We start from the raw sequence: 25,480 nt of genomic DNA on the forward strand, positions 1-25,480 counted from the left end.
CCCATTCCGAACAGAGAAGTTAAGCCCACCAGAGCCGATGGTACTGCGGTAACACGTGGGAGAGTAGGTCGGTGCCAAATCTTAAAAGAAACCCTTTAACAGCAATGTTGAAGGGTTTCTTCGTTTATAGCCTTTTGTAAACCTCCTACTCTCAATTACCATTAAGCAGTTGAGAAAAGTCGGGCTATAGCTTCGCCCTGGTTTTCTTAATGGCCTTAATTCCTTAATGGTGAAAAACTGTAACGGGGCTTATTACTATCGTTAAGGAATGAAAAAAAATTAGGCACTGTTCCGGTATGATTTTCTTAATCCGTTAACTTCTTAATAGTAAATGAATTTATATTAGTTTTCTGATTATTAAAAAGAGTTAAGGCAAGTTGAGGGTTTGTTCCCGCAGATTACGCTGATCTCCGCAGAACCTGATCCATTTTCCGTTTACATCTTCAGTCTTAAGTTCAATAGCCCTGATGGCAGCGAAATCACTTTTGGGCATAGGTAGATTGTTTATCCCAGGGGTTTCCCAAAAGGATTGCAGCGTACAGCAGGACGGAACCCAACCTACATTTTACTGCTATTGCGCTCCAGATCGTTAAAATATCAATCATCTGATAGTAAGGAGGAGTAAAGGGTTTGTTCCCGCAGATTACGCTGATCTCCGCTGAGTTTTACACTACTGGCCCAGGTTCAATAGCCCTGATGGCAGCGAAATCGTTTTTGGGCATAGGTAGCTTGTTTATCATAAGGGGTTTCCAAAAAGGATTGTAGCTTACAGCAGGACGGAACCCGACCTACATTTTACTGCTATTGCGCTCCGAAAAAAATGCGTTACCTAAAAAAACTCTTGACTAAATTAGAATTTTTAAAATAATAGGATTAAGCGTTAGCTTCTTCTTTAACTGCTAACTGCCCGCAAGCAGCATCGATATCTTTACCACGGCTACGTCGGATGTTGGTATTGATGCCCTGGCTTTTTAAATAATTGGAAAAAGCATCGATCTTATCGCCTTCTGCATTGGTGAAATCAGCAAAAGAAATGGGGTTATATTCAATGAGGTTTACCTTACAGGGGATATGTTTGCAAAATTTAGCTAAATCCATTGCATCTGAAATTTCATCGTTAAAATGATTGAAAACAATGTATTCGTAAGTTACCGGATTTTTGGTTTTAGCGAAGTAGTATTTAAGTGCATCGGCCAATGCTTTTAACGAGTTGGCCTCATTGATCGGCATGATCTCATTTCGCTTTTTATCATCAGCGGCATGGAGCGAAAGTGCCAGGTTAAATTTTGCACCGTCATCGCCCAATTTCTTGATCATTTTAGCAATACCTGCTGTAGAAACTGTAATACGCTTATAACTCATGTTTAAGCCATCTGGAGCAGTAATGCGCTCAATCGACTTCAAGACATTGGCATAATTTAACAACGGCTCTCCCATGCCCATATACACGATATTGGTAAGGGGATTGTTATAATTCTGTTTAGCCTGCTTATCGATCAATACTACCTGGTCATAAATTTCATCGGCGTTTAAATTACGCTTACGGTCCATGTAGCCGGTTGCACAGAACTTACAGGTTAAACTGCAGCCTACCTGAGAGCTTACGCAAGCAGTCATACGGTCTTCTAAAGGAATTAAAACCCCCTCTACAATATTGCCGTCTGCTAACCTGAAAGTGTTTTTAATGGTATGGTCGTTACTGAACTGTGAATTGTTAACCTGAACAGCATTAATGGCAAAAGTTTCATCCAATGCCTTACGAAGATCTTTAGAAAGATTGCTCATCTGCTCGAAACTCGTAGCCGATTTCTCCCAAAGCCATTGGTAAATCTGCTTAGCCCTGAATGCAGGTTGTTGCATTGCTACAAGGTGTTGTTGCAATTGAGGTAGATCTAATGCACGGATATCGGTTTTTTTTGCTGTTACCATTTATTGCAAAGGTACTTAAAAAAGGTGTAAGGCAGAAAGGTAGACGGTAGAGGGCGCCTGCAAGATGCCGAATTTTACAATTAATTAGCTTTATCTTCCTCTGCCTCTTGAGTTTGACTTGCTGATAGCCTTACCTTTGGCAGGTCTGGAATTTCTGTTTCCCGCATTGCTTTTACCTGTTGGTTTTGCTCCGGAATGACCTGCGCTCTTTTTTCCTGTTGATTTTGGGCCAGACAGCTTTGGTTTAAACGGTTTTTTTGTTTGCTCTTCTTTAAGTTCGGGGATTTCTTCCCATGCATTTGTTTTTTTCTTAGTGCCTTTGGGTTTTATTTTGGCCTCGGATGATGAATTTTCAACACTTTTAGTGATGGCTTTCATCTCGTCTTCGGTAAGTTCTCTAAATTCTCCGGTAGGAATACCTTTTAGATTGATATTCATAATGCGCGTACGCTCCAGCTTGGTAACCTCATAACCAAAATGCTCGCACATTCTGCGGATCTGCCTGTTTAAGCCCTGGATTAGGATAATGTTGAAAACAAATGTGCTGATCTGACGAACCTTACATTTGCGCGTGTTTACCCCCAAGATAGGAACACCATTGCTCATCTCGAAAATAAAATCTTCCGTAATCGGTTTGTTTACCGTTACTATGTATTCCTTTTCGTGTTTATTCCCTGCCCTTAAAATTTTGTTAACGATGTCGCCGTTGTTGGTCAGGAAGATCAGGCCTGATGAATCTTTATCCAATCGGCCGATTGGAAATATCCTTTCGCTATGGTTAACGTAATCAACAATATTATCGCGTACGCTGCCTTCTGTAGTGCTGGTAATGCCTACAGGCTTGTTAAAAGCCAATAGGATGAAATTACTTTCTTCTTTAGGTTCGATATTATGCCCGTTTACCATAACTTTATCGCCCGGAAAAACCTGGTCGCCTACTTTAGCCCTTTTCCCATTAATGAAAACTGTGCCCTTTTCGATATAACGGTCTGCTTCACGGCGTGAACATAATCCACTTTCGCTGATGAATTTATTTAAACGGGTTGCAGAGTTATTGTTCATACTGCAATTTTACGGAAATAAATTGTGTTATCCATTCTCCATACTGGCAACAAATAAATCGGCGGTGCTTTTGAGTGCGGTTAAGGTTTCGTTATCGGTAATTGCTCCCTCACTATCGATCTTCGCTTTTGCGAATGAGATAAGCTGGGGCGATACCCTTGCTTCAATTACTGTTAAAATATCGATGATGGACTGATAAGCTTTCTCGCCTTGGGTTGAAGCAACAAGTGCTAAAACGGGTTTCCCCGAAAATGATGCTGAACTTACCGTCCAATCGAGTAGGTTCTTTAGTGAGCCTGGTAAGCCCATCGCATATTCTGGTGTGGAGATGATGATTCCATCTGCTTTTTGGATGGTTGAGCGAAGCTCTTCGACGGCCTGTGGTGGATTTCCCTGGTCTAAATCAGGATTGAAGTGTGGAATATCTGAAATGGATGAAAAGTTTAATACCTCGAAGTCTCCACCCAAAAGCCTGGAGATGGCAGTAATGTAAAGTGCATTGGTTGATACTGCTTTCGTGCTTCCAGAGATTGCCAATATTTTTTTCATTACTAAAAGTAGTAAAGCGGAAATGGAATATCAAGGTAGTCTGGTAATTGTGGTGTCATTTCAAAACAGGCCATCGAAACGCACCAGGTTCCGACAGCTTATTCTAAACTATTAAGAACTAAAAGTTTTGATCGTCTGCACTTGGGCCATAGCTGCCTGGGATCGGGATATCGAGTAATCTTAAGTAAACCCCTAACTGTGCCCTGTGGTGAGTGGTTTGACTAAGTGAATGGCGGATGGTTTCGTATTTAGAATAATCTGCCAAAACCTGTTTGCCCATGCTCAATACCCAACGGCCATTTAGTTCTTCTTCTGTAGCTTTTTCCAATTCTGCTTTTCCCAGGGCATAATTTTTCTCTAGAATTTTAACCAGATCATCGGCATTTTCTGCAGGTTGTTCAACATAAGGAGCTGTTTCAAAATCCAGTCCATCAGTAGTTAAAGCGAGTGAAACCCAACTCGGTAGATCAGCAATATGAACCGCAAGCGACTTCATTTTCATGCTTTTTTCATGTGGTGCCCAGTCAAATTTTTCTACAGGTACAATAGCCAGGAATTTTTTTGTCGTATTAAATTCAGCTTCTAGCTCTTTCAATAATAATTTAATAATGTCCATATTTTTCTGTTTTATTTTTTCTGCGGTGCTTAAATCCATTAGTAGTAAATCGGCAATACTCATGATTTTGATGTTTAGTTACACAAAGAAAATACAGCCCACTGACAACCCTATGGCAGTGTGAAAAATATTTTTTTAATAATTTACTGGAAGTAAGTGCATGTATTCACTTAGTGGCATGTGCTGCGTTTTTTTGAAAGGAATACCTAGATTTTTAAGGCAGATAAGCCGGGTGAGGTTAAAATCACGGTATTCATTCCTGTAATGGCACCAGGCAATTAAATGCCAGCTAAAAGCATAGAAAATTAAGCCAATTGGTTCTACTTCTCTTTTGCTCACTTCCTCCTTATTGTTTTTATAATTGAGTTCGATCAGGTTTTTTTCGGTAATGGCGTGTTGAATAAGTGATAGGTATTCGAAGTTAAAATTTAACCTTTCCGGAATCTGCAATTTAATATGCTGGTTTAAGGTTTCGAGCTTTTCTTTTTGTCCCGATTTTAATACCGCCTTTACTTTTGTCAGTGCTGTAGCGTAATGGGTGCGGATAGAATTATCCGCAAAGCCGTTCACCAAACTTTCAACCAATAGCAGTGCATTGGCCTCGTCCATATTAAAAGAAACTGGCGGCAGGAAATAACCCTGAACCAGGTAATAGCCTTTGTGCTGCTCAAAACTTACCGGTATGCCTTGCTCGCCTAATGCTTTAATATCGCGATATACAGTGCGTATGCTCATATCAAACCTTTCCGCAATTTTTTCTGCGGTAATATATTTTCTGGATTGAAGCAGGGTTAAGATTCCGAAAAGTCGGTCGATACGGTTCATAGTATGTTTTGTTAGGCGATTAAAATTAAAGTTTTTTAATCAATTTTTCTTGTGGTACGTTATTTGTAAAAGATAAATACATATCAATTCTATAGGTTAAACCGTTATAACTAGGGTTAATCATACATAATCTGAATTAAATGGCTGCTGTTATCCAAAAGCGTTTCTTCCGGGCAATAAAAAGTAAAGTAATTATAGGTTTCCTGTTTGCCTGTTTTGCATTGCTATTGGCCTGGGGTATCAGTAAATTTGCTTTTACAAGGATGCTGGATACCGTTGAAGAAATTTCGGCCCCGAACGACCGTTTAAGGATCGTAAATGATCTTTCACATAAGATTGCCAGGTTAGATCAGCTGCAAAGGGACGAGGCTTTCAATAAACAGGGGAATTATAGTTTTCTTAAAGAGTCGCGTAAGCTAAGGGCTAGCCTGGATACCTTGGGTAAATTGTACAGGGGCGATTCTGCCCAGTTGGCGAGAATAAAATCGATCAAGAATCTACTGACCGACCGCGATAAACAATTTATCAATTATTTAAAGGTGAGAGAAACGTTGGTGAATACCAAATCGTTCTCTAATGAGGTTCAGAAATTAAATGAATTGGTTGCTACACGTACCCGGCAGACGGACAGTGCGGTACTGACCACCGAGACAACTACCTCAACTACTACGGTTGCGCCTGAAGAAAAAGAGAAATCGAGGGGTTTTTTGAGTAAACTGTTTGGTAAGAAGAAATCTGATGTATATAAAATCATTAATGAGGAGTTTAAGGTAAAGCGCGATACGCTGAATGCAAAGGCTGAAGATAGCATTATGAAGAGTATGACAGGGGCCTTAAAAAACATCGAACTCGAGCAACGCCAGAAAAGTCAGAAATTTTTAAAACGCGAAGCAGATTTATCAAACGCCAGTAATGCATTAACTGCGCAGATGTTACAGATTTTAAGAGAGGTTGAGGGGGAGGCAGTAGCCCAGGTAGATTTAAATGGTATTCAGGCTAAAGAAGTGGTTAACGATGGAATTACACAGATCACAACCATTATCATTATCTTTTTCCTGCTAACAGTTATTCTGCTGTATTTAATTTTGGCTGATATTACAAAAAGCAACAGGTATAGAAGGGCATTGGAGCTTGCTAAGGATGAAGCAGAATACCATGGTAAGGCCAAGCAGCGGTTCCTATCAAACATGAGCCATGAGATTAGAACGCCGCTGCAGTCTATTTTGGGCTATGCCGAGATGATTACCCAGCAGGAAGTACCGAATAAAAAAGATGTGGATGCCATTTATCAATCTTCCATTCATTTACTTCAGATTGTGAACGAGGTATTAGATTATAACCGGATTATTTCGGGCGAATTTAGTTTCAATAACCAGGTGTTCAACATCAGAAAAGCTTTAGATGAGGTAGTTTCGGTAATGCGGCCTTTGGCAGAGCAAAAATCACTTCAATTAAATACTAAGCTTGATCTTGCCGATCTTGAATTTGTAAAAGGAGATGTTTTCAGATTAAAACAGATCCTATTTAACCTATTGGGCAATGCTGTAAAATTTACCCTGAAAGGTGAGATTGTACTTTCAGTATCGTATAAAAAGCAGGGTGATGATCTACATTTCCATTTTACAATAAAAGATACAGGTATCGGTTTTGAAGAAAAAGATATTCCAAAAATATTTAATGAATTTGAGCAGATAGAATCTCCTGAAAAATACATCATCAACCAGGCTGGCACAGGTTTGGGACTGCCAATCGTTAAATCTTTGATCGAAACACAAGGAGGAAGAATTTACGTAAAAAGTAAACCGGGCATTGGTACCACATTTAATATTTATATGAAATATGAAAATACCACTGAGCGTGTAAACGATATTTTAGATTTAGAACATTATGCAATTGTAAACCCATGTACAGTTTGGGTAATTGATGATGATAAACTCATTCTGGATTTATGCGGAATGATTTTTCAGAAAAACCAAATCCCGTTTAGAAGTTTTACCCATGTTGCCGATATCCTGCACGCAGCGCCTGAGCCTGATTTAAAATATGTGCTGGTTGATATGCGTATGCCCGAAATGACAGGATTTGAACTTTGCCATTTATTGAAGAAGAAACTCCCCGCGCACATTAAATTTTACGCCATTACCGCACAGGTTCTACCTGAAGAGCGTGAAATGGTTTTAAGTGAAGGCTTTGATGGGCTAATTATGAAGCCGTTTAGGGCCGTAGATATTCTATCTATATTTGATAGAACTGAAATTTTGACTGAACAGCCCGAATTCGATTTCTCTTCCATTGAGAAAATGACCTTTGGCGATCAGCAAATGTTAGAGAAAATACTGAACCGTTTTAAACAGGATTCTATAGTTGATGCTGTAGAATTGAAAAAACATTTAACCGATAATGACCCAGATCAGGCCAGGTTGCTGGTTCACCGCCTGGCAGGACGTACGGCGCAGATGGGTTCGAAGACCTTGGCAAGTGCATTCCGCATCCTGGAATTAGAAATCGCCGAAAAAGGCTTAACCAACAATATTAAATCTGAAGTTTTATTGCAGATCAGAAAACTGGATGGCTTAATCGCAATTATGGAAGAGATGGATTACTCCAATGCCGGATAGTTATTCTATGCCGTAACGCTCCATCTTAGCGTAAAGGGTTTTACGGTCGATGTTTAAAATCTTCGCGGCTTTTGATTTATTATGCCTCACCTTGATCAATGTTTCAGTAATCAACGCTTTTTCATTCTGTTCGTTTACCGCTTTAAGGTCGGATGAATTGCCTGGAGCTGACTGGTGACGGACAGAAATCATCATTTCGTCAGGTAGTGCACCAATTTGGGCAACATCGCCTGGGCTTAATAAAACCATACGTTTAATCACATTGCTAAGCTCGCGCAAATTTCCCGGCCAATCGTAACTAAGCAAAAGTGTTTTTGCCTCATTAGAAATACTTTTCACATTCCGTTCTAAATCGCGGTTTGATAGCTGTATAAAGTGGTTGATAAACAGTTCTAAATCTCCGCCCCGATCTCGCAATGGTGGAAGCTGGATTTTGAACTCATTTAAACGATGATATAAATCTTCTCTAAACTCACCTTGTTGCATACTATTGGCCAGATCATCATTGGTAGCCGTAATGATGCGAACATTAACAGGGATTTGTTTGGTACTGCCCAAAGGCTGAATTACCCTTTCTTGTAGTGCTCTAAGTAATTTAATCTGCACTTCGTAACTTAGGTTACCTACTTCATCTAAAAACAATGTTCCGCCATTTGCTGCCTCAAACTGACCTTTTTTGTCGTTTAAAGCACCTGTAAAAGCACCTTTTACGTGTCCGAATAATTCGCTGGCAGCTAAATCTTTCGATAATGCACCGCAATCTATTGCAACGAAAGGTTTATCGGCACGCTTGCTCTGTTGGTGCAGGGTTCTGGCAGCAAATTCTTTTCCTGTACCGCTTTCGCCCTGTATAATTACCGACATGTCGGTTGGGGCTACCAAACTGATGTGTTCATACAGTTTATCTGCAACTGCACTTTTCCCTTTTATAAAATCACTGTTTGTTTCTTTTGGTTCAACACTTTTTAAATCCTTTTTAGCTAAAGAATTTTTGATCACCATTAGTAACTCATCTGGGTTAACCGGCTTGGTAATATAATCAAAAGCACCCAATTGAATGGACCTGACCGCAGTCCGAACATCATTAAAACTGGTCATGATGATTGCAGGTATGGATAGTCCCAGATCACGGATGTGGCTAAGCACTTCAAGACCTGTCCCATCCGGAAGACGGTAATCGATTAAAAGTAAGTCGAATTCATTGTTTTCAACTTGTTTAAATGATTGCTTAACCTGGGTTACAAGGGTAATCTCATGACCGTTTTTTGTTAAAAAACCTTCAAGTAATTGAGCAAATGTAGTGTCGTCTTCTAAAATCAGGATTCTCGCCATGTAACAAAAATAAGAAAAGCCGGACATAATCCGGCTTTCTTATAATAGGTAGATGTAATTATTTGGGTTTTATTGTACTGGCTTACCGTCTTTATCAATTTTAACTGAACCAGTTTCGGCTTCTTTTTTAACATTGATTAAGTAGTACTCCTTTGTTCCTTCTTTAACAGACCAAGCTTCAGTAGCTGTCCATCCTTTGTAAGCATCAGATTTTAATGCTGTTGTAACTGGAGCAGGAAGTTCTTCCAATTTAACGGGAGTTTTTACTGCGCTATCTTGAACTGCAACAATTGCAGCATTTTTGATTGTATTTACTTCACTTGCCTGTACTGCTGAGAATCCTGCAAAAGCCAAGAACGCAGCTGATAAAATTAATTTTTTCATCTGTTTACAATTTTATTTGTGAGGAAGCTGCCATGATTAATCAATTTACCTTGTGGTGCTGAAAATCATGACGGTTTCGTGGTATGTATTTTTAGTTTATGCGCAGCCCGAAGGCCACGCTTATATTGATTATGCCTGTGTGGCGTATTTATTTGAGATTATTGTACTGGCTTACCGTCTTTGTCGATTTTAACCGAACCAGTTTCTGCTTCTTTTTTAACATTAATTAAATAATATTCTTTAGTACCTTCTTTAACAGAGAAAGCTTCAGTAGCGGTCCAACCTTTATATGCATCCGATTTTAATGCGGTGGTTACTGGTGCAGGAAGTTCTTCCAGTTTAACTGGAGTTTTTACGGCACTATCTTGAACTGCAACAATTGCAGCGTTTTTGATTGTATTAACTTCACTTGCTTGAACTGCTGTGAATCCTGCGAATGCTAAAGTAGCGGCTAAAATGATCTTTTTCATGATATTGTGTTTTAAATATGGTTTTGTAACTCATGTTACGTTAAATACTCGTTAATTATGGAGCGCTAACCGATCTTATTTATTGAACTGGCTTACCGTCTTTATCAATTTTAACTGAACCAGTTTCGGCTTCTTTTTTAACGTTGATTAAATAATATTCTTTAGTACCCTCTTTAACAGAGAAAGCTTCAGTAGCGGTCCATCCTTTGTAAGCATCAGATTTTAATGCTGTTGTAACTGGCTCAGGAAGTTCTTCCAATTTAACTGGAGTTTTCACTGCGCTATCTTGAACTGCAACAATCGCAGCATTTTTGATTGTATTTACTTCACTTGCCTGTACTGCTGAGAATCCTGCTAATGCTAATACTGTTGCTGATAAAACGAACTTTTTCATAGTATATATTTAAAATTTAATTTGTGTAACAATACTTGCTAATGTTTCACAATGATGCCAAACCACTTTTTTTATTTAAGTTATTGTTTTTTAGGTATTTGTGTGCGTGCCAGGATTTTGGCGCTGTGGAGCTTCTCCACACTTTGGGGCGAATGACTACAAGTTTTGCCGTTATTTATGATGAATAACAAATTCTTGTGCCGTCAGATGGTAACATCTGACGGATTTTAAAAATTCCTTGGAGTTAATTAGCTGTCAGATGTTACCATCTGACAGCACACTAAATATTTTCAAAAAAATAATTTTCAATTTTCAAAAAAGAAGATTTTTTTCTATCATTGCAGCCCGATTAAAAGCCTCCTTAGCTCAGCTGGTAGAGCAACTGACTTGTAATCAGTAGGTCATTGGTTCGATTCCGATAGGAGGCTCTTTTTTCTTTCCCCGTTTTCTAATTTCTTTAGAAACTAAGTCAAAAATCATTTTATCATCAAAATAGGTCAGGTGTAGAAAAATATTTTTATTTGCTCCGGTTATTCCACTAATTTGCGATATGTTAAAATACTTTTCAGCCGATTGGATATTTCCTGTTTCATCCCCGCCGATTAAAAATGGAGTGGTAGCCGTAAATACAGATGGCGAAATTGAAAAAGTGTTGACCGAAAAAGAGGCCTTGAATCTTGATTTGGATATCATAAAGTATAAAGGATCAATCGTTCCGGGTTTTATCAATACCCACTGCCATTTAGAACTATCGCACCTGTTGGGGCAAATTCCCGAGCAAACGGGTTTGGTAGAATTTGTACAAAGTATTATTAAAAGCAGGCAGGGCGATATTGAAGAGATTAAAACGGCTATGTATGCTGCTGATCAGAAAATGTTCGAAAATGGGATTGTAGCCGTTGGCGACATTTCCAACCAAACTTCATCAAAAGAAGTAAAAGCGCATAGCAAAATATACTACCATACTTTTATCGAAGCCATGGGCTTTAATCCTGAACGGGCAAATGCGATAATGGATTATGTAAAGGAAATTAAGCAGGCTTTTGGCGCTTTGCCCACCTCAATTGTACCACATGCACCGTATTCGGTATCACCTGAATTATTCGGATTAATAAAGGAGGAAGCTGAAAAAGATAATGCCATTATTAGTGTTCACAATCAGGAAACAGAAGATGAAAATGCTTTCTTCGAAAATAAAGCCGGTGGATTTTTAGCACTATACGAATTTCTGGGGCTCGATATATCTTTCTTTACCCCCTCCAAAAAAACATCTTTACAAACCTGGTTGCCTTATATTAAGGAGCAGAAAACTTTGTTGGTGCATAACACCGTTTCCAATAGAGCTGATATCACCTTTGCAAAACAAAACAACAAAAATCTGTACTGGTGCCTTTGTCCACAGGCCAATTTATATATTGAAAATGCGCTACCCGATGTTGATCTGTTAATTGAAGAAAACGTAAAGATTACCTTGGGAACAGATAGCTTAGCAAGCAACCATCAGCTTAATATCCTATCAGAAATGATCACCTTGCAGAAACACAAACAGGTTACTTTTGAAAAACTTTTGAGTTGGGCAACTATAAATGGAGCCGAATTTTTAGCGCTTGATCAACAAATTGGAACAATAGAGGTTGGTAAAAAACCAGGATTGAATTTAATCCAGCTGTCTGCTGATTTTAAGATTGAAAATGATCAGGTAGAAAGGCTAATTTAGAATATATGAATCCAATTTGTAAACTTTTCAATATTAAATACCCTATTATTCAGGCCGGGATGGTTTGGTGCAGTGGGTGGAGATTGGCATCGGCAGTTTCTAATGCAGGAGGTCTTGGCATTATTGGAGCCGGTTCAATGTATCCTGATGTTTTAAGAATACATATTCAAAAGTGCAAATTAGCAACTCATCTTCCGTTTGGTGTTAATATTCCATTGCTCTATCCTAATATTCAGGAAATTATAGATGTGGTGATTGAGGAAAAAGTAAAAATTGTATTCTCTTCTGCTGGTAATCCTACCACATGGACCAGTTTTTTAAAAGAAAAGGGTATTACTGTTGTTCATGTAATTGCCAATACAAAATTTGCCATAAAAGCGCAGGAAGCTGGCGTTGATGCCATCGTTGCCGAAGGCTTTGAAGCAGGTGGACATAACGGGAGAGAAGAAACCACCACCATGTGTTTAATTCCGATGATAAGGGGCGCTGTTAAAATTCCTGTCATTGCAGCTGGCGGCATTGGGAGTGGAAAAGCCATGTTGGCGGCGTTTGCTTTAGGCGCTGATGCCGTTCAGATCGGTTCGGCTTTTGCCGTTGCCGAAGAATCATCAGCCCATCCGGCATTTAAAAATAAAATTATTGCTGCTGCTGAAGGGGATACTAAGCTGGCCATGAAAAAAGTGGTTCCAGTGCGGCTGCTGAAAAATGAATTTGCTGAAGCGATATCGGTAGCAGAAGCTGAAGGAGCAGATCGAGGCCGCTTAATAGAGCTTTTGGGCAGAGCAAGGGCAAAAGCGGGCATGTTTGAGGGCGACATGGAAAATGGAGAACTCGAAATCGGTCAGATTTCAGCTATGCTGAATGAAATTAAACCTGCAAAAGAAATCCTCGAAGAAATATGGTTAGGTTTTAGGTCCGAACTGCAAAGATTTAACAGTTTACAAAATGAATTGGGCTTATAAACATAGGGATACAAAATTGCTTTACTAACTTTGCAACAATAAATTTTAGCATGAGCGAAAAAAATATAAAGTCCCCTCAAGGGGATTTAGGGATGAAACACCTCAATATAGTTATAACCGGTAAAGTGCAGGGCGTTGGCTTTAGGGAAACCACAAAAATTATTGCCAACCAAATGATGGTAACGGGTTTTGTAAAGAACGAAAAAGACGGATCGGTTTATATCGAAGCAGAAGGCGAAGACATTTTTCTGGAAGAATTTGTAAACTGGTGCCACGAAGGGCCTGATCGCTCGCGTGTAGAAAATGTGGCGGTAAGCGATGGTGAAGTAAAAAACTATCGTAATTTTGAAATCTTAAGAAAATAAATTGCTGAATTGTTGGATTGCTATATTGTTCTGCTAAGGAACTTATCTCAATACGCAATACTCAAATCTCAATCATAAATGTCTGTATATAAAAAGTTTCTTGGGCAAACCATGGTTTATGGTATCAGTACCATTGCCTCGCGGTTACTCAATTTCATCTTAACCCCAATATTTACCAGAAGTTACGGCGCAAGTGCATTAGGTGTTTTTACCAAAATGTATGCTTATGCATCTATGATAAATGCCATACTGGCCTTTGGAATGGAAACTACTTTTTTTAGATATCTCAATAAACATGAAGATAAAAAACAGCAGGTTTATAACAATTCTTTCCTGATCGTTGCCTTTATATCCACATTGTTTTTAATTACTGGCCTTGTTCTTACCGAACCGATTACCAAATGGTTGTTAAACAGTAATATGTCGCACTATCAGGATCAAAAAAGATATGTGCAGTATTTTCTTTGGCTCTTGTTTTCGGATGCAATCTGTGTAATTCCTTTTGCCAGGATCAGGGCTGACGGAAAGCCTTTTAGATATAGCATCATTAAATTTGTGAATATCTTAAGTTATGTGCTCTTAAGCCTGTTTTTCATCTATGGTATTCCACTGATCATTAAACACGATTTACCTGGTGCAGCTTTCTTTCAAAGTTGGTTTCGCGATAAATGGGTTGGATATGTGTTTATCGCCAATCTGGTAGCAAGTGCCCTTACCTTTTTGCTTTTAGTGCCAGAATTTTTAAAGGTTCAGTTTAAATTTGACCGCGATTTATTTAAAAAAATGCTTTCTTACAGCTGGCCTGTCTTGATCGCAAATTTATCTTTCATCGTTAATGAAAATCTGGATAAAATACTTTTGGATCGATACACAACTGAAGCAGAAGTTGGTATTTATGGTGCTGTTTGTAAGCTGGCTATATTCCTGAGTATTTTTAATATGGCTTTTAGATTGGGAGCAGAGCCATTTTTCTTCAGCTATGCCAAAAATGAAAACGCAAAAATTACTTACGCAAAAATTCTGGAGTATTTTGTAATTGCACTTTCCATTCTTTTTGTGGCGCTTACTGCAAATATCGAAATCCTCAAATACTTTATCAGCCGGGATGCAAAACACCTGGCCGAGTATTGGGTCGGTTTGCCCGCAGTTCCTTATTTACTGGTAGGATATGTGTGTTTAGGCATTTATATGAACCTTTCTATTTGGTATAGGTTATCTGATCAAACCAGGTTTGGATTGTATATCTCTTTAATTGGAGCTTTTATTACCATTGTGTTCAATATTATATTGATTCCAAAGTTTAGTTACATGGGTTCTGCCTGGGTTTCGATGGCAACCTATGGAACAATGATGATTATTTCGTACATCCTCGGGCAGAAATATTATCCAATCCCCTATAACCTTAAAAAGATTTTAGCTTATTTAATCATTTCTATCATACTGGTATTCTCTTCGTTTTTCGTATTCAATAGAAACATTTATATTGGCAATGCCATGTTAATTGTTTTTGTTGCAGGCATTGCTTATTTCGAAAAGAATGATTTAATGAAAATATTAAAAAGAGGTTAATTAGAGACTTTTGCGTTAGGTTCATAGTTAATGGTCAATGGCCATCAAACCATGATCTATAAGCCATTACCCTAAAGTACCCAACAATAAAAAAATGGAAATAAAAATTATCAATGCATCCGAACACCCACTTCCACAATATGAAACTGCGCATGCAGCTGGTATGGATCTGAGGGCATCAATAACAGAAGAAATGATATTGAAACCTTTACAAAGATTACTGGTGCCAACAGGTTTGTTTATTGAATTGCCGGTTGGCTACGAAGCACAGATCAGACCGAGAAGCGGACTGGCCTATAAACATGGTATTAGCATTGTAAATGCGCCTGGTACAATTGATGCTGATTACCGTGGTGAAATAAAAGTTTTATTGGTAAATTTATCAGATACAGATTTTAAAATCGTTAATGGCGATAGAATTGCACAAATGGTTGTGGCAAAACACGAAACCGTTAGCTGGCAAACCGTTGAACAATTAGGGGAAACTGCACGGGGCGAAGGTGGCTACGGACATACGGGGAAATAAGTTTGGAGTTCACGGTTTTCAGTTTGAAGTTAATTTTTGGATGGATAAAATAACATGAAATACAAAGTACATTTTCTTGTTGGAGCTACTTTAGTGAGCTTCCAGGCTTTTGGGCAGGGAACGGTTGCGCCAAGTACCAATCGCGATAGCAATATGGTAAAACAACTGTTTTTTGCGGGCCTACGGGAGAAAATGTCTGAAAATTATGTTGTTGCCTCAACCAATTTCAATAAAATTGTTGGTTTAGATCCGAATAACCACGCGGCCTATTTCGAGCTGGCCAATGCAAACCTGCGTTTAGATAAACTCCCGGAAGCTGAACAGAACATAAAACAGGCAATTAAATTAAACGCCGGCAATTTATGGTACTGGCGTTTACTCGGTGAGGTATACAAGCGCACCAATAAAATGCCCGAACTTATTGAGGTTTTTAATCAGTTGATTCGCCTCGATCCTGAAAACGATGCCTATTATTTTGATAAGGCCAATGCGCAGTTCTTAGGCAATCAGCTAGATGCCGCAAAAAAGACCTATGAGGAAATCCAGGCTAAATTTGGCGAATCGAGAGATTTGGTAAACGCCAGAAAGCGTCTGCAATCTAACGGCAATGCCACCGAAAGTGATATTGTAAAGTTATTGGAAGGTAACCAGGCTGATGTAAAGAACTATTTATATGCTGCAGGTTTGCTTTTGCAGAAGGGAAATGATCCGGAAGCATTAAAGGTGTTAACCAAAGCACAGCAGCTCGAGCCCAATAATTTTGAGGTAAACCTGGCTTTGGCCGATATTTACCGCAAGCAGAAAAATGACGAAGCCGCATTTTCCTCCTTAAAATTGGCTTTCGAAAGCAATGAAATGCCCCTTACGGAAAAGGTGAAGATTATCGCCGCACTTTTTCCGAAACTTAACCAACCCATTGTTGCCAAACATGTAACTGAACTAAGTAAGCTGGTTGCAGAAAAAAATCCGGCTGATGCAAAAGCATTGGCACTTTATGGCGATGTACTTTATCAGCAGAATCATTTAAAAGATGCATTGGCCCAATATCAGGCTGCTTTAAAACTTAATGAACAGGTTTATGTAGTTTGGGAGCAGGTCATTAATATCCAAACACTGCTCGGGCATTATGAGGAAGCCATAAAGGTTGGCGATGAGGCTTTAAGCATTTATCCCAATCAGGCCAGCTTATATTATTATATGGCTTATGCCCTGTTTAAAACAGGTAAGTACGATCCTGCTCAAAGCAATTTAAAAACCTCCTTACAGCTGGATGTGGAGAATAAGAGCCTGCAGGCGCAGATTTATGCGCTACAGGGCGATATCTACATCAACCAGAATAATTTTGCCTTAGCTAAAACAGCTTTCGAAAAAGCCATTTCAACAGAGCCCGATAATTACCTCATCATAAATAATTATGCCTATTATTTGGCGTTAAGAAATGACGACTTAACCAAAGCGGCGAAATATGCAGAAACAGCGGCCAATGCAATGCCTAATAATCCTTCAATTGTAGATACTTACGCCTTTATTCTGTTTAAACAGCAAAAATACGATCTGGCGAAAACATGGATCGAAAAGGCTTTGCAAAACAATAGCAGTAAAAACGGTGTTTACTTGGAGCGATATGGCGATATACTTTTTATGAAAGGTGAAAAGGATGCAGCGTTAATTCAATGGCAAAAAGCAAAAGAGGCCGGAAACGGATCAGAAGTATTAATTAAAAAGATAAATGAAAAGAAGTATTTTAAATAGCGCATTCCTATTAGGAGCTGTAATTTTTGTTTCAGCATGTAAACCTAAAAAAGAAATTGTAGTGGCTCCTCCTACCAAAACAGAAACCAAAACTGATAATTCGAAAGCAGAAGCTTTAACACTACTAAATAGCAAACAACTTAAATTTAATACACTTTCTTTAAAAGCAAAAGCAACTTTAGATATTGCCGGCGATGCAAACGACGTAACCATGAATTTCAAGATGAAAGACAAGGAAACCATTTGGGTAAGCATTACGGCCTTAGGTGGAATGGCAGAGGTGGCAAGGGCTTTGATTACGCCCGATAGCATCAAGATCATGAACCGCATGAAAAGCGAATACCTGAAAAAACCGTTTAGTTATATTTATAATTTCACCAACAAACAGGTTAACTTTAACACCCTACAATCCATTTTAACGGGCAATGCCATGGGCGAGTTTTTAACAGCAGAATCGGATGTTAAACAGGAAAATGGTGTTTGGGTGGTTTCTGGAAGCAAATCGGAATTAGATTACAAATTGCTTTTTAACACACTTTTCAAAGTGGCTGAAACCAATTTAAATGATGCTAAAAACGGCCAGGCGCTAAAAGTTACCTATACCGACTATCAAAAATTAAACGAGTCATTATTTCCTAGCGCATTGCAGATCAAAACACTATCTAAAGCAAAGCGGATAAACATCGACCTACAGTTTGTGAAAATTGATGGCAATGTTCCTGTCGATTTTCCGTTTAATGTACCAAAGAGATTTACGGTTGTAAAGTAGGCTTAAAAACTCCATTCAAATATTCTATCAATGATTTGCCGGCAGGTAAGTACTGCATTAGTACAGCTGCTCTGGCAATCTTTGTTATGTATGAAGATTGAGTGAAGACAGTTCTGTAATAAGCAATTATGACTTTAGTATCTCGATTTTAATATTTTTTACTACAAAATTTTTATACTTTTGGCTTAATGAAGCTACAAAAACTCCTATTTATCCTTTTTTTAAGCGTGTTAACCCTTTCGGCGGTTGCACAAACTGAAAGCCAGCTCAGAAGGAAAAAAGAAGCTATACAACGCGAAATTGAACAGCTTCAAAAGAATTTGAATAAAACTGCCAGTGGTAAAAAGCTTACTATACAGCAGATTAATACGATAAATGCCCAGATTAGGTTGCGCCAGGATAAAATCGGCACAATCAACTCTGAAATAAAAAATCTGGATAACCAAATCTCTCAGAACACAAATACCGTACATACGTTACAAGGTCAGTTGGGCGATCTTAAAAAAGAGTATGCGGGAATGATCCGTTTTGCACAGCGCAACAGAAATTCGTACGATAAAATGATGTTCATTTTTGCGGCGAAAGATTTTAACCAGGCATATAAAAGAATAAAGTATTTACAGCAGTTTAGTCAATACCGTAAAAAACAGGCCGGATACATTGAAAATACACAGCAAGACCTGAATGGCAAAATCAAAGTCCTGGATAAAACACTCAGGGAAAAAAGTGATCTGTTGAAGGAACAGGAAAGAGAGCGTGAGCGTTTAAGTAAAGATAAAAGTAAACAATCAGTAGAATTAAACAAACTGAGCAAGGACGAAAAACAGTTTAAACAGGATATTACCAGCCGTAAAAAACAACAGGCCCAGATAGACAGGGCCATTAGTGCTGCAATACAGCGGGCAATTGAAGAAGCGAGAAGGAAGGCCGCGGAAGAGGCAAGAAGAAAAGCGGCTGAAGAAGCACGGATTGCGGCTGCAAAAGCCAAGGCGGAAAATAGACCTGCACCTACTGCACCAGCTACACCAACTGCTAAAGCAAAATCGACAGGAGAGTTGCTTACTGCAACACCTGAGGCAGCCAGATTATCGGCAGGTTTTGAAAATAACAGAGGAAGATTACCTTGGCCGGTAGCAACAGGAACAATAACCGAAAGGTTTGGTTTACATAAGATCGACCAGGCAAGTTATACCAACGATGGAGTAGATATCACCACAACTGATGGGGCAACTGTTAGAAGTATATTTGCAGGTAAGGTTGTTATGGTGCAAAATATTATGGGTAGAACTGCCGTAGTAATTAACCACGGTGAGTACTTTACAGTGTACCAAAACTTAAGATCGGTTAGTGTGAGTGTAGGTAATTTGGTTGAAACCAAACAGGCTATCGGGATTGTGGCAAATACTGGTGACGACGCCATTTTAAAATTCCAGATTAGAAGAGGCCAGGGAACTTTAAATCCCGAAGCCTGGATTAGTAAATAAACTTAAGACAAGTTAAAATGTCTATATTTGTATAAATTATATTAGTGATGTATCAAGGCACGTTATTAGAGTTTTTAAATATGGGTGGATCAGAGATCGTGCTCATTTTAGTGGTGGTTCTATTGTTGTTCGGAGGTAAAAAATTACCTGAACTTGCAAGAGGACTAGGGAAGGGGATCAGAGAATTCAAAGATGCCTCTGATGGTGTTAAGCGTGAAATCCATAGAAATATCAATGCAATGGATTTAGATAAAGAAGAAGCAGAAGAAACAGCGGTAAACCATAGTCAGCGCCATCATCCAACAGAAGAACCATCTGTTGATGAAAAGGTAGAGGCCAGTGCAGGGCATACTGAAACCAGCACACCAGTTGACGAAAAAATTATAACTGACAAAGAAAAAGTTTAAACAAAAAGTTATGTTAAATACAACAATAGCAGCAATGCTTGGAACACCAGAAATTATCATTATTGCGGTAGTGGTATTGTTATTATTTGGTGGTAAAAAAATTCCTGAACTAATGAGAGGTTTAGGTAAAGGTGTTAAAGAATTTAAAGATGGTAAAGATGGCGTTGATGGGGAACAGGTAGATCCGTCTAACCGTGATAAAACCGTTTAATTGCAATAATTTTTAGTTTTGAAGAAATACAGCTCTCTTAAAGAGATTCAAACACTCATTGCGCAAAAGCAATTAACTTTACCCGATTTATTGGCTTATTATTTTAAGCAAATTGAAAATAATGAACACCTCAATGCATTTAATGAGGTGTTTTTTTTATCGGCCGAAGTTCAGGCTAAAGCGATACAGCAAAAAATAGAAGAAGGTACTGCAGGTAAACTTGCAGGAATGGTAATTGGTATTAAAGATAATATCTGTTATAAAGACCATATCGTTACTGCATCGTCAAAAATGCTCGAAGGTTTTGTATCTCCATATTCTTCTACCGTTGTGCAGCGATTGTTACAGGAAGATGCCGTTATTATCGGTCGCTTAAACTGTGATGAGTTTGCTATGGGCGGCTCTAATGAAACTTCGTACTATGGGGTTGCTAAAAATGCTGCAAATCCCGACCTTGTTCCCGGTGGATCTTCAGGTGGCTCAGCTGTAGCCGTTCAGGCTGATATGTGTTTGTCTGCCCTGGGTACTGATACCGGTGGTTCGGTAAGACAGCCGGCTGCATTTTGCGGCCAGATTGGGCTTAAACCTACTTATGGGCGTATATCAAGGTATGGTGTTATTGCCTATGCTTCTTCTTTTGACCAGGTTGGGCCAATTACCTCTTCAGTTGAAGATACTGCCTTGCTTTTACAGGTTTTAGCCGGCGCTGATGATTACGATTCTACTGTTTCTTCAAGTGCAGTGCCCAATTACCCTGCTCATTTAAACGAGCGTAAAAAACAAAAAATAGCGGTATTAAAAGAAACTATTGAGAGCGAAGCCCTCGATCCCGAAATCAAATCGGCTATTTTAAAATCAATCGAGCAGCTCAAATCAGATGGACATACTGTTGAGTATGTTTCTTTTGATCTGTTGGATTATCTGGTTCCGGCCTATTATATCTTAACAACGGCCGAAGCCTCTTCAAATCTTTCGCGTTATGATGGCGTTCATTACGGGCATCGTAACCTGGAGGCGAAATCGTTAAATGAGCTTTATAAATTATCCCGCGCCGAAGGTTTTGGCGAGGAAGTAAAACGCCGCATCCTTTTAGGTACTTTCGTTTTAAGTGCGGGATATTACGATGCTTACTATCAAAAAGCACAGCAGGTTCGCCGGTTGATCAGAGAAAAAATGGATGTTTTGTTTCAGGATTATGATTTAATTCTTTCTCCTGTGGCACCAACAGCTGCTTTTAAAATTGGCGATAATGTTCAGGATGCAATTGTGATGTATATGGCCGATATTTTTACCGTATTACCTTCTTTAAGCGGAAATCCAGCTATTGCTTTACCACTAGGCAATAATGCAGCAGGATTGCCGTTAAGTATACAGTTTACAGCCAAACATTTTGAGGAAGATAAGCTTCTGGCTTTTTCTCAGGCATTTTTATCATAGTTTTATCGTCATTGCGAGTTACGGCGCATAGTTAAGTATGGCAATGGCATTTTATTAACTGTTTTTCTAGGCGTTGTCTAGAAGGTTCGCAGATTCTTACTCTTTTCCTAATTATGGAAAGAAGAAGGAATATGTATAAAGGTTTGTGAGGACACAGGCCACGGTTAATGAAAATTTGAACCAATAGCCCATGATTAAAAAATTACTTTTTGCTTCAATTTGTGCTTGTTTAGGATACATTTCTTCCTCTTCCGCGCAACAAACGCTCAAACTGGATAGTCTTCCGAAGATTCACAACAACATTTTTATCAATACCGATACCGTAGCTGTACCGGTTGTTTCAGAAAACCCATTAACCATGGGGCAGAACTTTATCTATAAACTCAGGCTCGATTCTATCGCTAAAACAGTACCTCTTCCTTACAACGAGTACGTGCAGCAGTATATCGATATTTATGCCAAGCGTAAAGATATGTTCGGGAAAATGATCGGTTTATCGAGCTATTACTTCCCTATTTTTGATAAAGCATTAAAGGATTATAATATTCCGCAGGAAATAAAATATTTAACCATTGTCGAATCACAGATGAATCCGCATGCCATTTCCAGAGTAGGGGCAACAGGTATCTGGCAGTTTATGTTCGGCACTGGTAAGGCCTATGGCCTAAAGATGGATAACTTTGTGGACGAACGTAAAGATCCCATCCAGGCCAGTTATGCAGCGGCAGCTTATTTTAGAGATGCTTTTGAAGAGCTTGGCGATTGGCTGTTGGCCATCGCCGCTTATAACTGCGGAAAGGGGAATGTTAACCGGGCTATTGATAAAGCAGGATCGAGGGATTTTTGGGTAATCAGACAGTTTTTACCTAAAGAGACCAGAAATTATGTGCCGGCATTTATCGCCGCAGTTTATGTAATGAATTATTCTGCCAAACATCAGATTACCGCACAAGCCTCGAGCATGTTCTTAAAAACCGATACCGTTCAAACTACCCGTTTCGTGTCGCTGTCTACGCTTGCAAAAGTGTTAAATATTGATGAAGCGGCAATTATGGCCTTAAACCCGTCGTACAAGAAAAAGATTGTAAACGGTACCGATGATGAGCCGAAGCGTATTGTAATGCCCAAGTTAAGGGATATCGACTACGCAGGTATTTATGATGTGCTCAACAATCAGGAGGTGGATGTGAACATGAAAGTAGTAGCCGCCAGTACCGATGATGTAAGAGATTTAAGAAAGAAAAAAACTAAAAGTATAGCTACATCCTCCGTGGTTTATCATAAAGTTAGCTCAGGACAGAGCTTAACAACTGTTGCCGATAAATATGGTGTAGAGGTACAGGATTTAAGGGTTTGGAACGGTTTAAAAAGCAAAACGCTGGTGCCTGGACAAAAACTAAAGATTTATGCCAAAAACTGGATGCCATTAAAAGCGCCATTGTCGTTTTTAAGTTACAAGGTTAAAACTGGAGATACCCTGTCTGAAATTGCAGAAAAATTTGACGGTGCAACCGTTCAGAGCATCAGAAGAGATAACCGTTTATCAAAGGCCGGTTTGCAAGTAGGAATGATCCTGAAAATCAGTAGAGGATAACAGGGTAAATCTGACAATGGCATTCATTTTTTGATCAAATAATCTGAAATTCTATCAACAATGCTTGGTTTAACCCAATTAGTGTAACGGCAGCTTAATGTAACGTCTTATTTAACTTTTTTGAAGGGCTTTTTATTTTATGCCTCATAAAAAGAATTGTACCTTTGCCCCCGTCACTAATAAGTTACGTAATGAGTAAGACCACTAGAAAGCAAGATGCGCTTGATTACCACTCGCAAGGCCGTCCAGGAAAGATACAAGTAGTACCCACAAAACCTACAACATCGCAGAGAGATTTAACTTTAGCGTATTCCCCTGGCGTTGCAGAGCCGTGTTTGAAGATTGCAGAAAATAAAGAAGATGTTTATAAATATACCGCGAAGGGTAACCTGGTTGCGGTAATTAGTAATGGTACAGCCGTTTTAGGCTTAGGCGATATCGGCCCCGAAGCAGGTAAACCTGTAATGGAAGGAAAAGGTTTACTTTTCAAGATATTCGCTGATATCGATGTATTCGATTTAGAGTTGGATACCAAAAATGTTGATGATTTTGTGAAAATTGTTAAGGCATTAGAGCCAACATTTGGTGGTGTTAACTTAGAAGATATCAAAGCTCCGGAATGTTTCGAGATTGAGCGTCGCTTAAAGGAAGAAATGAACATTCCGGTAATGCATGATGATCAACATGGTACAGCGATTATTTCAGCTGCGGCATTATTGAATGCTTGCGAAATCTTCAAGAAAAAAATGGATAAGATCAAAATTGTAGTTAATGGTGCTGGTGCCGCTGCAATTTCTTGTACCAAACTTTACGTTTCTTTGGGCGCTAAAAAAGAGAACATCGTGATGTGCGACCGTTCTGGTGTGATCCGTAAAGACCGCGAAGTGCTTGATGATATTAAAGCTGAATTTGCTACCGATAGAAAAATCAACACTTTGGCAGAAGCCATGAAAGATTCAGATGTATTTATCGGCCTTTCATCAGCAGATTGTGTTACAGCAGAAATGTTGACTTCGATGGCCAAAAACCCTATCGTTTTTGCAATGGCTAATCCTAATCCGGAGATTGCCTACGAACTGGCGATTAAAACCCGTAAAGATATTATTATGGCTACCGGCCGTTCTGATTATCCGAACCAGGTGAACAACGTTTTAGGTTTCCCTTATATTTTCCGTGGGGCGCTTGATGTTCGTGCAACAGGTATTAACGAGCCGATGAAAATCGCTGCTGTTAAAGCCATTGCAGAATTAGCTAAAAAATCTGTTCCAGAGGCTGTAAACTTAGCTTACAATGCGCGTAACCTTAAATTTGGTAAAGAATATATTATCCCAAAACCTGTTGATTTCAGGTTAATTACCGAAGTTTCTATCGCAGTTGCTAAAGCAGCAATTGAAAGTGGCGTAGCCCGTAAAATTATTACCGATTGGGATGCCTATAGCGAAGAACTGAGAAAACGTTTAGGCCTGGATGATGCCATTATGCGTGCCATTACGACCAAAGCTAAAACAGATCCAAAAAGAGTTGTATTTGCTGAAGCCGATAATTACAAGATTTTAAAGGCCGCACAGATTGTTAACGATGAGAACATCGCTATTCCGATCCTTTTAGGAAATAAAGATAAAATACAGGCGATTATTGATGAGCACGGTTTAGAGTTAGAAGGTGTTGAGATCATCGATCAGATGCAAAATCCTGATAAAACCAAACAATATGCCGAGGCGCTTTATCAAAAACGTCAGCGTAAAGGGGTTTCATTAACTGATGCGACTAAATTATTGAGAGACCGTAATTACTATGGTGCATCGATGGTTGAGTTTGGCGAAGCAGATGCGATGATTTCTGGTCTGACCAAAAATTATGGATCTACCATTAAACCTGCTTTACACGTAATCGGTGTTGATCCGAGTGTAAAACGCGTTGCTGGTATGTACATGATGATGACCAAAAAAGGACCTGTTTTCTTTGGCGATACTACTGTGAACGTAGATCCAACGGCAGAAGAGCTGGTAGATATTACGTTATTGCTTGATAAATCTGTTAAGCAGTTTAACATCAAACCCCGTATTGCTTTATTATCATATTCGAACTTTGGTTCAAATGATGGGGTAACACCAAATAAAGTAAGAGAAACGGTTAACCTCCTGCATAAAAATCACCCAGAGGTAATTGTGGATGGAGAGATGCAAGGAAACTTTGCCATCAACAACGAACTACTGAAAGATAATTTTCCATTTAGCACTTTGGCCGATGCTCCGGCGAATACTTTGGTGTTCCCAAATCTGGAGTCTGGAAACATTGCATACAAATTGTTACAAGAGTTAGGCGGTGCCGAAGCGGTTGGTCCGATCTTGTTAGGACTCAATAAACCTGTTCATATTGTTCAATTAGGTAGTTCTGTACGCGAAATCGTCAATATGGTTACCATTGCTGTTGTAGATGTGCAAGCAAAAGAAGAAATTGCAACATCCAAACGAAAAGGTATATTTGGAAAAACAACTAAAAAGTAGA

At 39.0% G+C, this 25,480-nt stretch carries 24 protein-coding genes, 1 tRNA gene and 1 rRNA gene; 16 read left to right on the forward strand and 10 right to left on the reverse strand.

All coding sequences use genetic code 11. From position 1 onward, the window contains the following. Nucleotides 1-80: ribosomal RNA gene (rrf, locus tag AC07VK_RS08180) — 5S ribosomal RNA — on the forward strand; the annotation flags it as partial. Between the two features lie 287 nt (nt 81-367). On the opposite strand, the gene AC07VK_RS08185 is transcribed toward rrf, so the two are convergent. The 6 genes from AC07VK_RS08185 to AC07VK_RS08210 all read right to left on the reverse strand — a co-directional run bounded on the left by AC07VK_RS08185 (nt 368) and on the right by AC07VK_RS08210 (nt 4,981). Further along, nucleotides 368-493 (reverse strand): hypothetical protein, encoded by a 126-nt coding sequence (locus AC07VK_RS08185; RefSeq protein ID WP_492963656.1) that lies wholly within the window; start codon nt 491-493, stop codon nt 368-370. Nucleotides 494-873: 380 nt separating this feature from the next. Beyond that, the gene (gene rlmN, locus AC07VK_RS08190; RefSeq protein WP_029280032.1) at nt 874-1,929 is read right to left on the reverse strand and encodes a dual-specificity RNA methyltransferase RlmN; all 1,056 of its coding nucleotides are present in this window, start codon (nt 1,927-1,929) and stop codon (nt 874-876) included. Between the two features lie 90 nt (nt 1,930-2,019). Further along, nucleotides 2,020-2,991 (reverse strand): 23S rRNA pseudouridine(2604) synthase RluF, encoded by a 972-nt coding sequence (rluF, locus tag AC07VK_RS08195; RefSeq protein WP_492963658.1) that lies wholly within the window; start codon nt 2,989-2,991, stop codon nt 2,020-2,022. A 27-nt stretch (nt 2,992-3,018) separates the two neighbouring features. Continuing rightward, the gene (locus tag AC07VK_RS08200) at nt 3,019-3,540 is read right to left on the reverse strand and encodes an NADPH-dependent FMN reductase (protein WP_492963660.1); all 522 of its coding nucleotides are present in this window, start codon (nt 3,538-3,540) and stop codon (nt 3,019-3,021) included. A gap of 118 nt (nt 3,541-3,658) precedes the next feature. Then, the gene (locus AC07VK_RS08205; RefSeq protein WP_492955964.1) at nt 3,659-4,219 is read right to left on the reverse strand and encodes a DinB family protein; all 561 of its coding nucleotides are present in this window, start codon (nt 4,217-4,219) and stop codon (nt 3,659-3,661) included. Nucleotides 4,220-4,291: 72 nt separating this feature from the next. After that, nucleotides 4,292-4,981: a helix-turn-helix transcriptional regulator gene (locus AC07VK_RS08210; protein ID WP_492955965.1), complete on the reverse strand. Its 690-nt coding sequence runs from the start codon at nt 4,979-4,981 to the stop codon at nt 4,292-4,294. A gap of 140 nt (nt 4,982-5,121) precedes the next feature. On the opposite strand from AC07VK_RS08210, the gene AC07VK_RS08215 reads away from it, so the two are divergent. Then, a complete protein-coding gene (locus tag AC07VK_RS08215) occupies nt 5,122-7,599 on the forward strand; it encodes a hybrid sensor histidine kinase/response regulator (protein ID WP_492963662.1) in 2,478 nt (825 codons plus the stop codon). Here the strand turns inward: AC07VK_RS08215 and AC07VK_RS08220 are convergent, their stop codons facing one another. From AC07VK_RS08220 to AC07VK_RS08235, 4 genes are all read right to left on the reverse strand, one after another. Continuing rightward, the gene (locus AC07VK_RS08220) at nt 7,600-8,931 is read right to left on the reverse strand and encodes a sigma-54-dependent transcriptional regulator (RefSeq protein WP_492963664.1); all 1,332 of its coding nucleotides are present in this window, start codon (nt 8,929-8,931) and stop codon (nt 7,600-7,602) included. It lies immediately after the preceding gene. Nucleotides 8,932-9,000: 69 nt separating this feature from the next. Beyond that, nucleotides 9,001-9,315 carry a hypothetical protein gene (locus AC07VK_RS08225; RefSeq protein WP_057931901.1) on the reverse strand — a complete coding sequence of 105 codons (315 nt, stop codon included), beginning with the start codon at nt 9,313-9,315 and terminating at the stop codon, nt 9,001-9,003. A 158-nt stretch (nt 9,316-9,473) separates the two neighbouring features. Beyond that, nucleotides 9,474-9,785: a hypothetical protein gene (locus tag AC07VK_RS08230; protein ID WP_057931900.1), complete on the reverse strand. Its 312-nt coding sequence runs from the start codon at nt 9,783-9,785 to the stop codon at nt 9,474-9,476. A 79-nt stretch (nt 9,786-9,864) separates the two neighbouring features. Then, nucleotides 9,865-10,179 (reverse strand): hypothetical protein, encoded by a 315-nt coding sequence (locus AC07VK_RS08235; protein WP_492963666.1) that lies wholly within the window; start codon nt 10,177-10,179, stop codon nt 9,865-9,867. 355 nt (nt 10,180-10,534) lie between these two features. Between AC07VK_RS08235 and AC07VK_RS08240 the strand changes: the two genes are divergently transcribed. The 14 genes from AC07VK_RS08240 (at nt 10,535) to AC07VK_RS08305 (ending at nt 25,479) form a co-directional block, all read left to right on the forward strand. Next, nucleotides 10,535-10,607 (forward strand) — tRNA-Thr (locus AC07VK_RS08240). Nucleotides 10,608-10,729: 122 nt separating this feature from the next. After that, entirely contained in the window at nt 10,730-11,896 is a 1,167-nt protein-coding gene (locus AC07VK_RS08245; RefSeq protein WP_492963668.1) for an amidohydrolase family protein, read from the forward strand. Between the two features lie 5 nt (nt 11,897-11,901). Beyond that, a complete protein-coding gene (locus tag AC07VK_RS08250; RefSeq protein WP_492963670.1) occupies nt 11,902-12,858 on the forward strand; it encodes an NAD(P)H-dependent flavin oxidoreductase in 957 nt (318 codons plus the stop codon). Between the two features lie 50 nt (nt 12,859-12,908). Next, complete coding sequence (locus tag AC07VK_RS08255; protein ID WP_492963672.1) at nt 12,909-13,223, forward strand: acylphosphatase; 315 nt, start codon at nt 12,909-12,911, stop codon at nt 13,221-13,223. A 78-nt stretch (nt 13,224-13,301) separates the two neighbouring features. Beyond that, entirely contained in the window at nt 13,302-14,792 is a 1,491-nt protein-coding gene (locus tag AC07VK_RS08260) for an oligosaccharide flippase family protein (protein ID WP_492955972.1), read from the forward strand. A 94-nt stretch (nt 14,793-14,886) separates the two neighbouring features. Further along, nucleotides 14,887-15,318, forward strand: a complete 432-nt coding sequence (gene dut, locus AC07VK_RS08265) for a dUTP diphosphatase (protein ID WP_492955973.1) — start codon at nt 14,887-14,889, stop codon at nt 15,316-15,318. 54 nt (nt 15,319-15,372) lie between these two features. Then, the gene (locus AC07VK_RS08270; protein WP_492963674.1) at nt 15,373-17,070 is read left to right on the forward strand and encodes a tetratricopeptide repeat protein; all 1,698 of its coding nucleotides are present in this window, start codon (nt 15,373-15,375) and stop codon (nt 17,068-17,070) included. Then, nucleotides 17,048-17,839, forward strand: a complete 792-nt coding sequence (lolB1, locus tag AC07VK_RS08275; RefSeq protein ID WP_492963676.1) for a lipoprotein insertase outer membrane protein LolB1 — start codon at nt 17,048-17,050, stop codon at nt 17,837-17,839. Before AC07VK_RS08270 ends, lolB1 begins: the two co-directional genes overlap by 23 nt. A 188-nt stretch (nt 17,840-18,027) precedes the next feature. Then, nucleotides 18,028-19,323 (forward strand): murein hydrolase activator EnvC family protein, encoded by a 1,296-nt coding sequence (locus AC07VK_RS08280; protein WP_492963678.1) that lies wholly within the window; start codon nt 18,028-18,030, stop codon nt 19,321-19,323. A gap of 47 nt (nt 19,324-19,370) precedes the next feature. Continuing rightward, nucleotides 19,371-19,730, forward strand: a complete 360-nt coding sequence (locus AC07VK_RS08285; protein WP_492963680.1) for a Sec-independent protein translocase subunit TatA/TatB — start codon at nt 19,371-19,373, stop codon at nt 19,728-19,730. A gap of 10 nt (nt 19,731-19,740) precedes the next feature. Then, nucleotides 19,741-19,941 carry a Sec-independent protein translocase subunit TatA/TatB gene (locus tag AC07VK_RS08290; RefSeq protein ID WP_029287719.1) on the forward strand — a complete coding sequence of 67 codons (201 nt, stop codon included), beginning with the start codon at nt 19,741-19,743 and terminating at the stop codon, nt 19,939-19,941. Between the two features lie 18 nt (nt 19,942-19,959). After that, on the forward strand, nt 19,960-21,378 hold the full coding sequence (gene gatA / locus AC07VK_RS08295) for an Asp-tRNA(Asn)/Glu-tRNA(Gln) amidotransferase subunit GatA (RefSeq protein ID WP_492963682.1): 1,419 nt from the start codon (nt 19,960-19,962) through the stop codon (nt 21,376-21,378). A gap of 190 nt (nt 21,379-21,568) precedes the next feature. Further along, nucleotides 21,569-22,972 carry a lytic transglycosylase domain-containing protein gene (locus AC07VK_RS08300; RefSeq protein ID WP_492963684.1) on the forward strand — a complete coding sequence of 468 codons (1,404 nt, stop codon included), beginning with the start codon at nt 21,569-21,571 and terminating at the stop codon, nt 22,970-22,972. Between the two features lie 191 nt (nt 22,973-23,163). After that, on the forward strand, nt 23,164-25,479 hold the full coding sequence (locus tag AC07VK_RS08305; protein ID WP_492955979.1) for an NADP-dependent malic enzyme: 2,316 nt from the start codon (nt 23,164-23,166) through the stop codon (nt 25,477-25,479). Nucleotide 25,480: the final 1 nt, after the last annotated feature.

It is taken from the genome of Pedobacter sp. GW821-FHT01D05, from assembly GCF_059422505.1.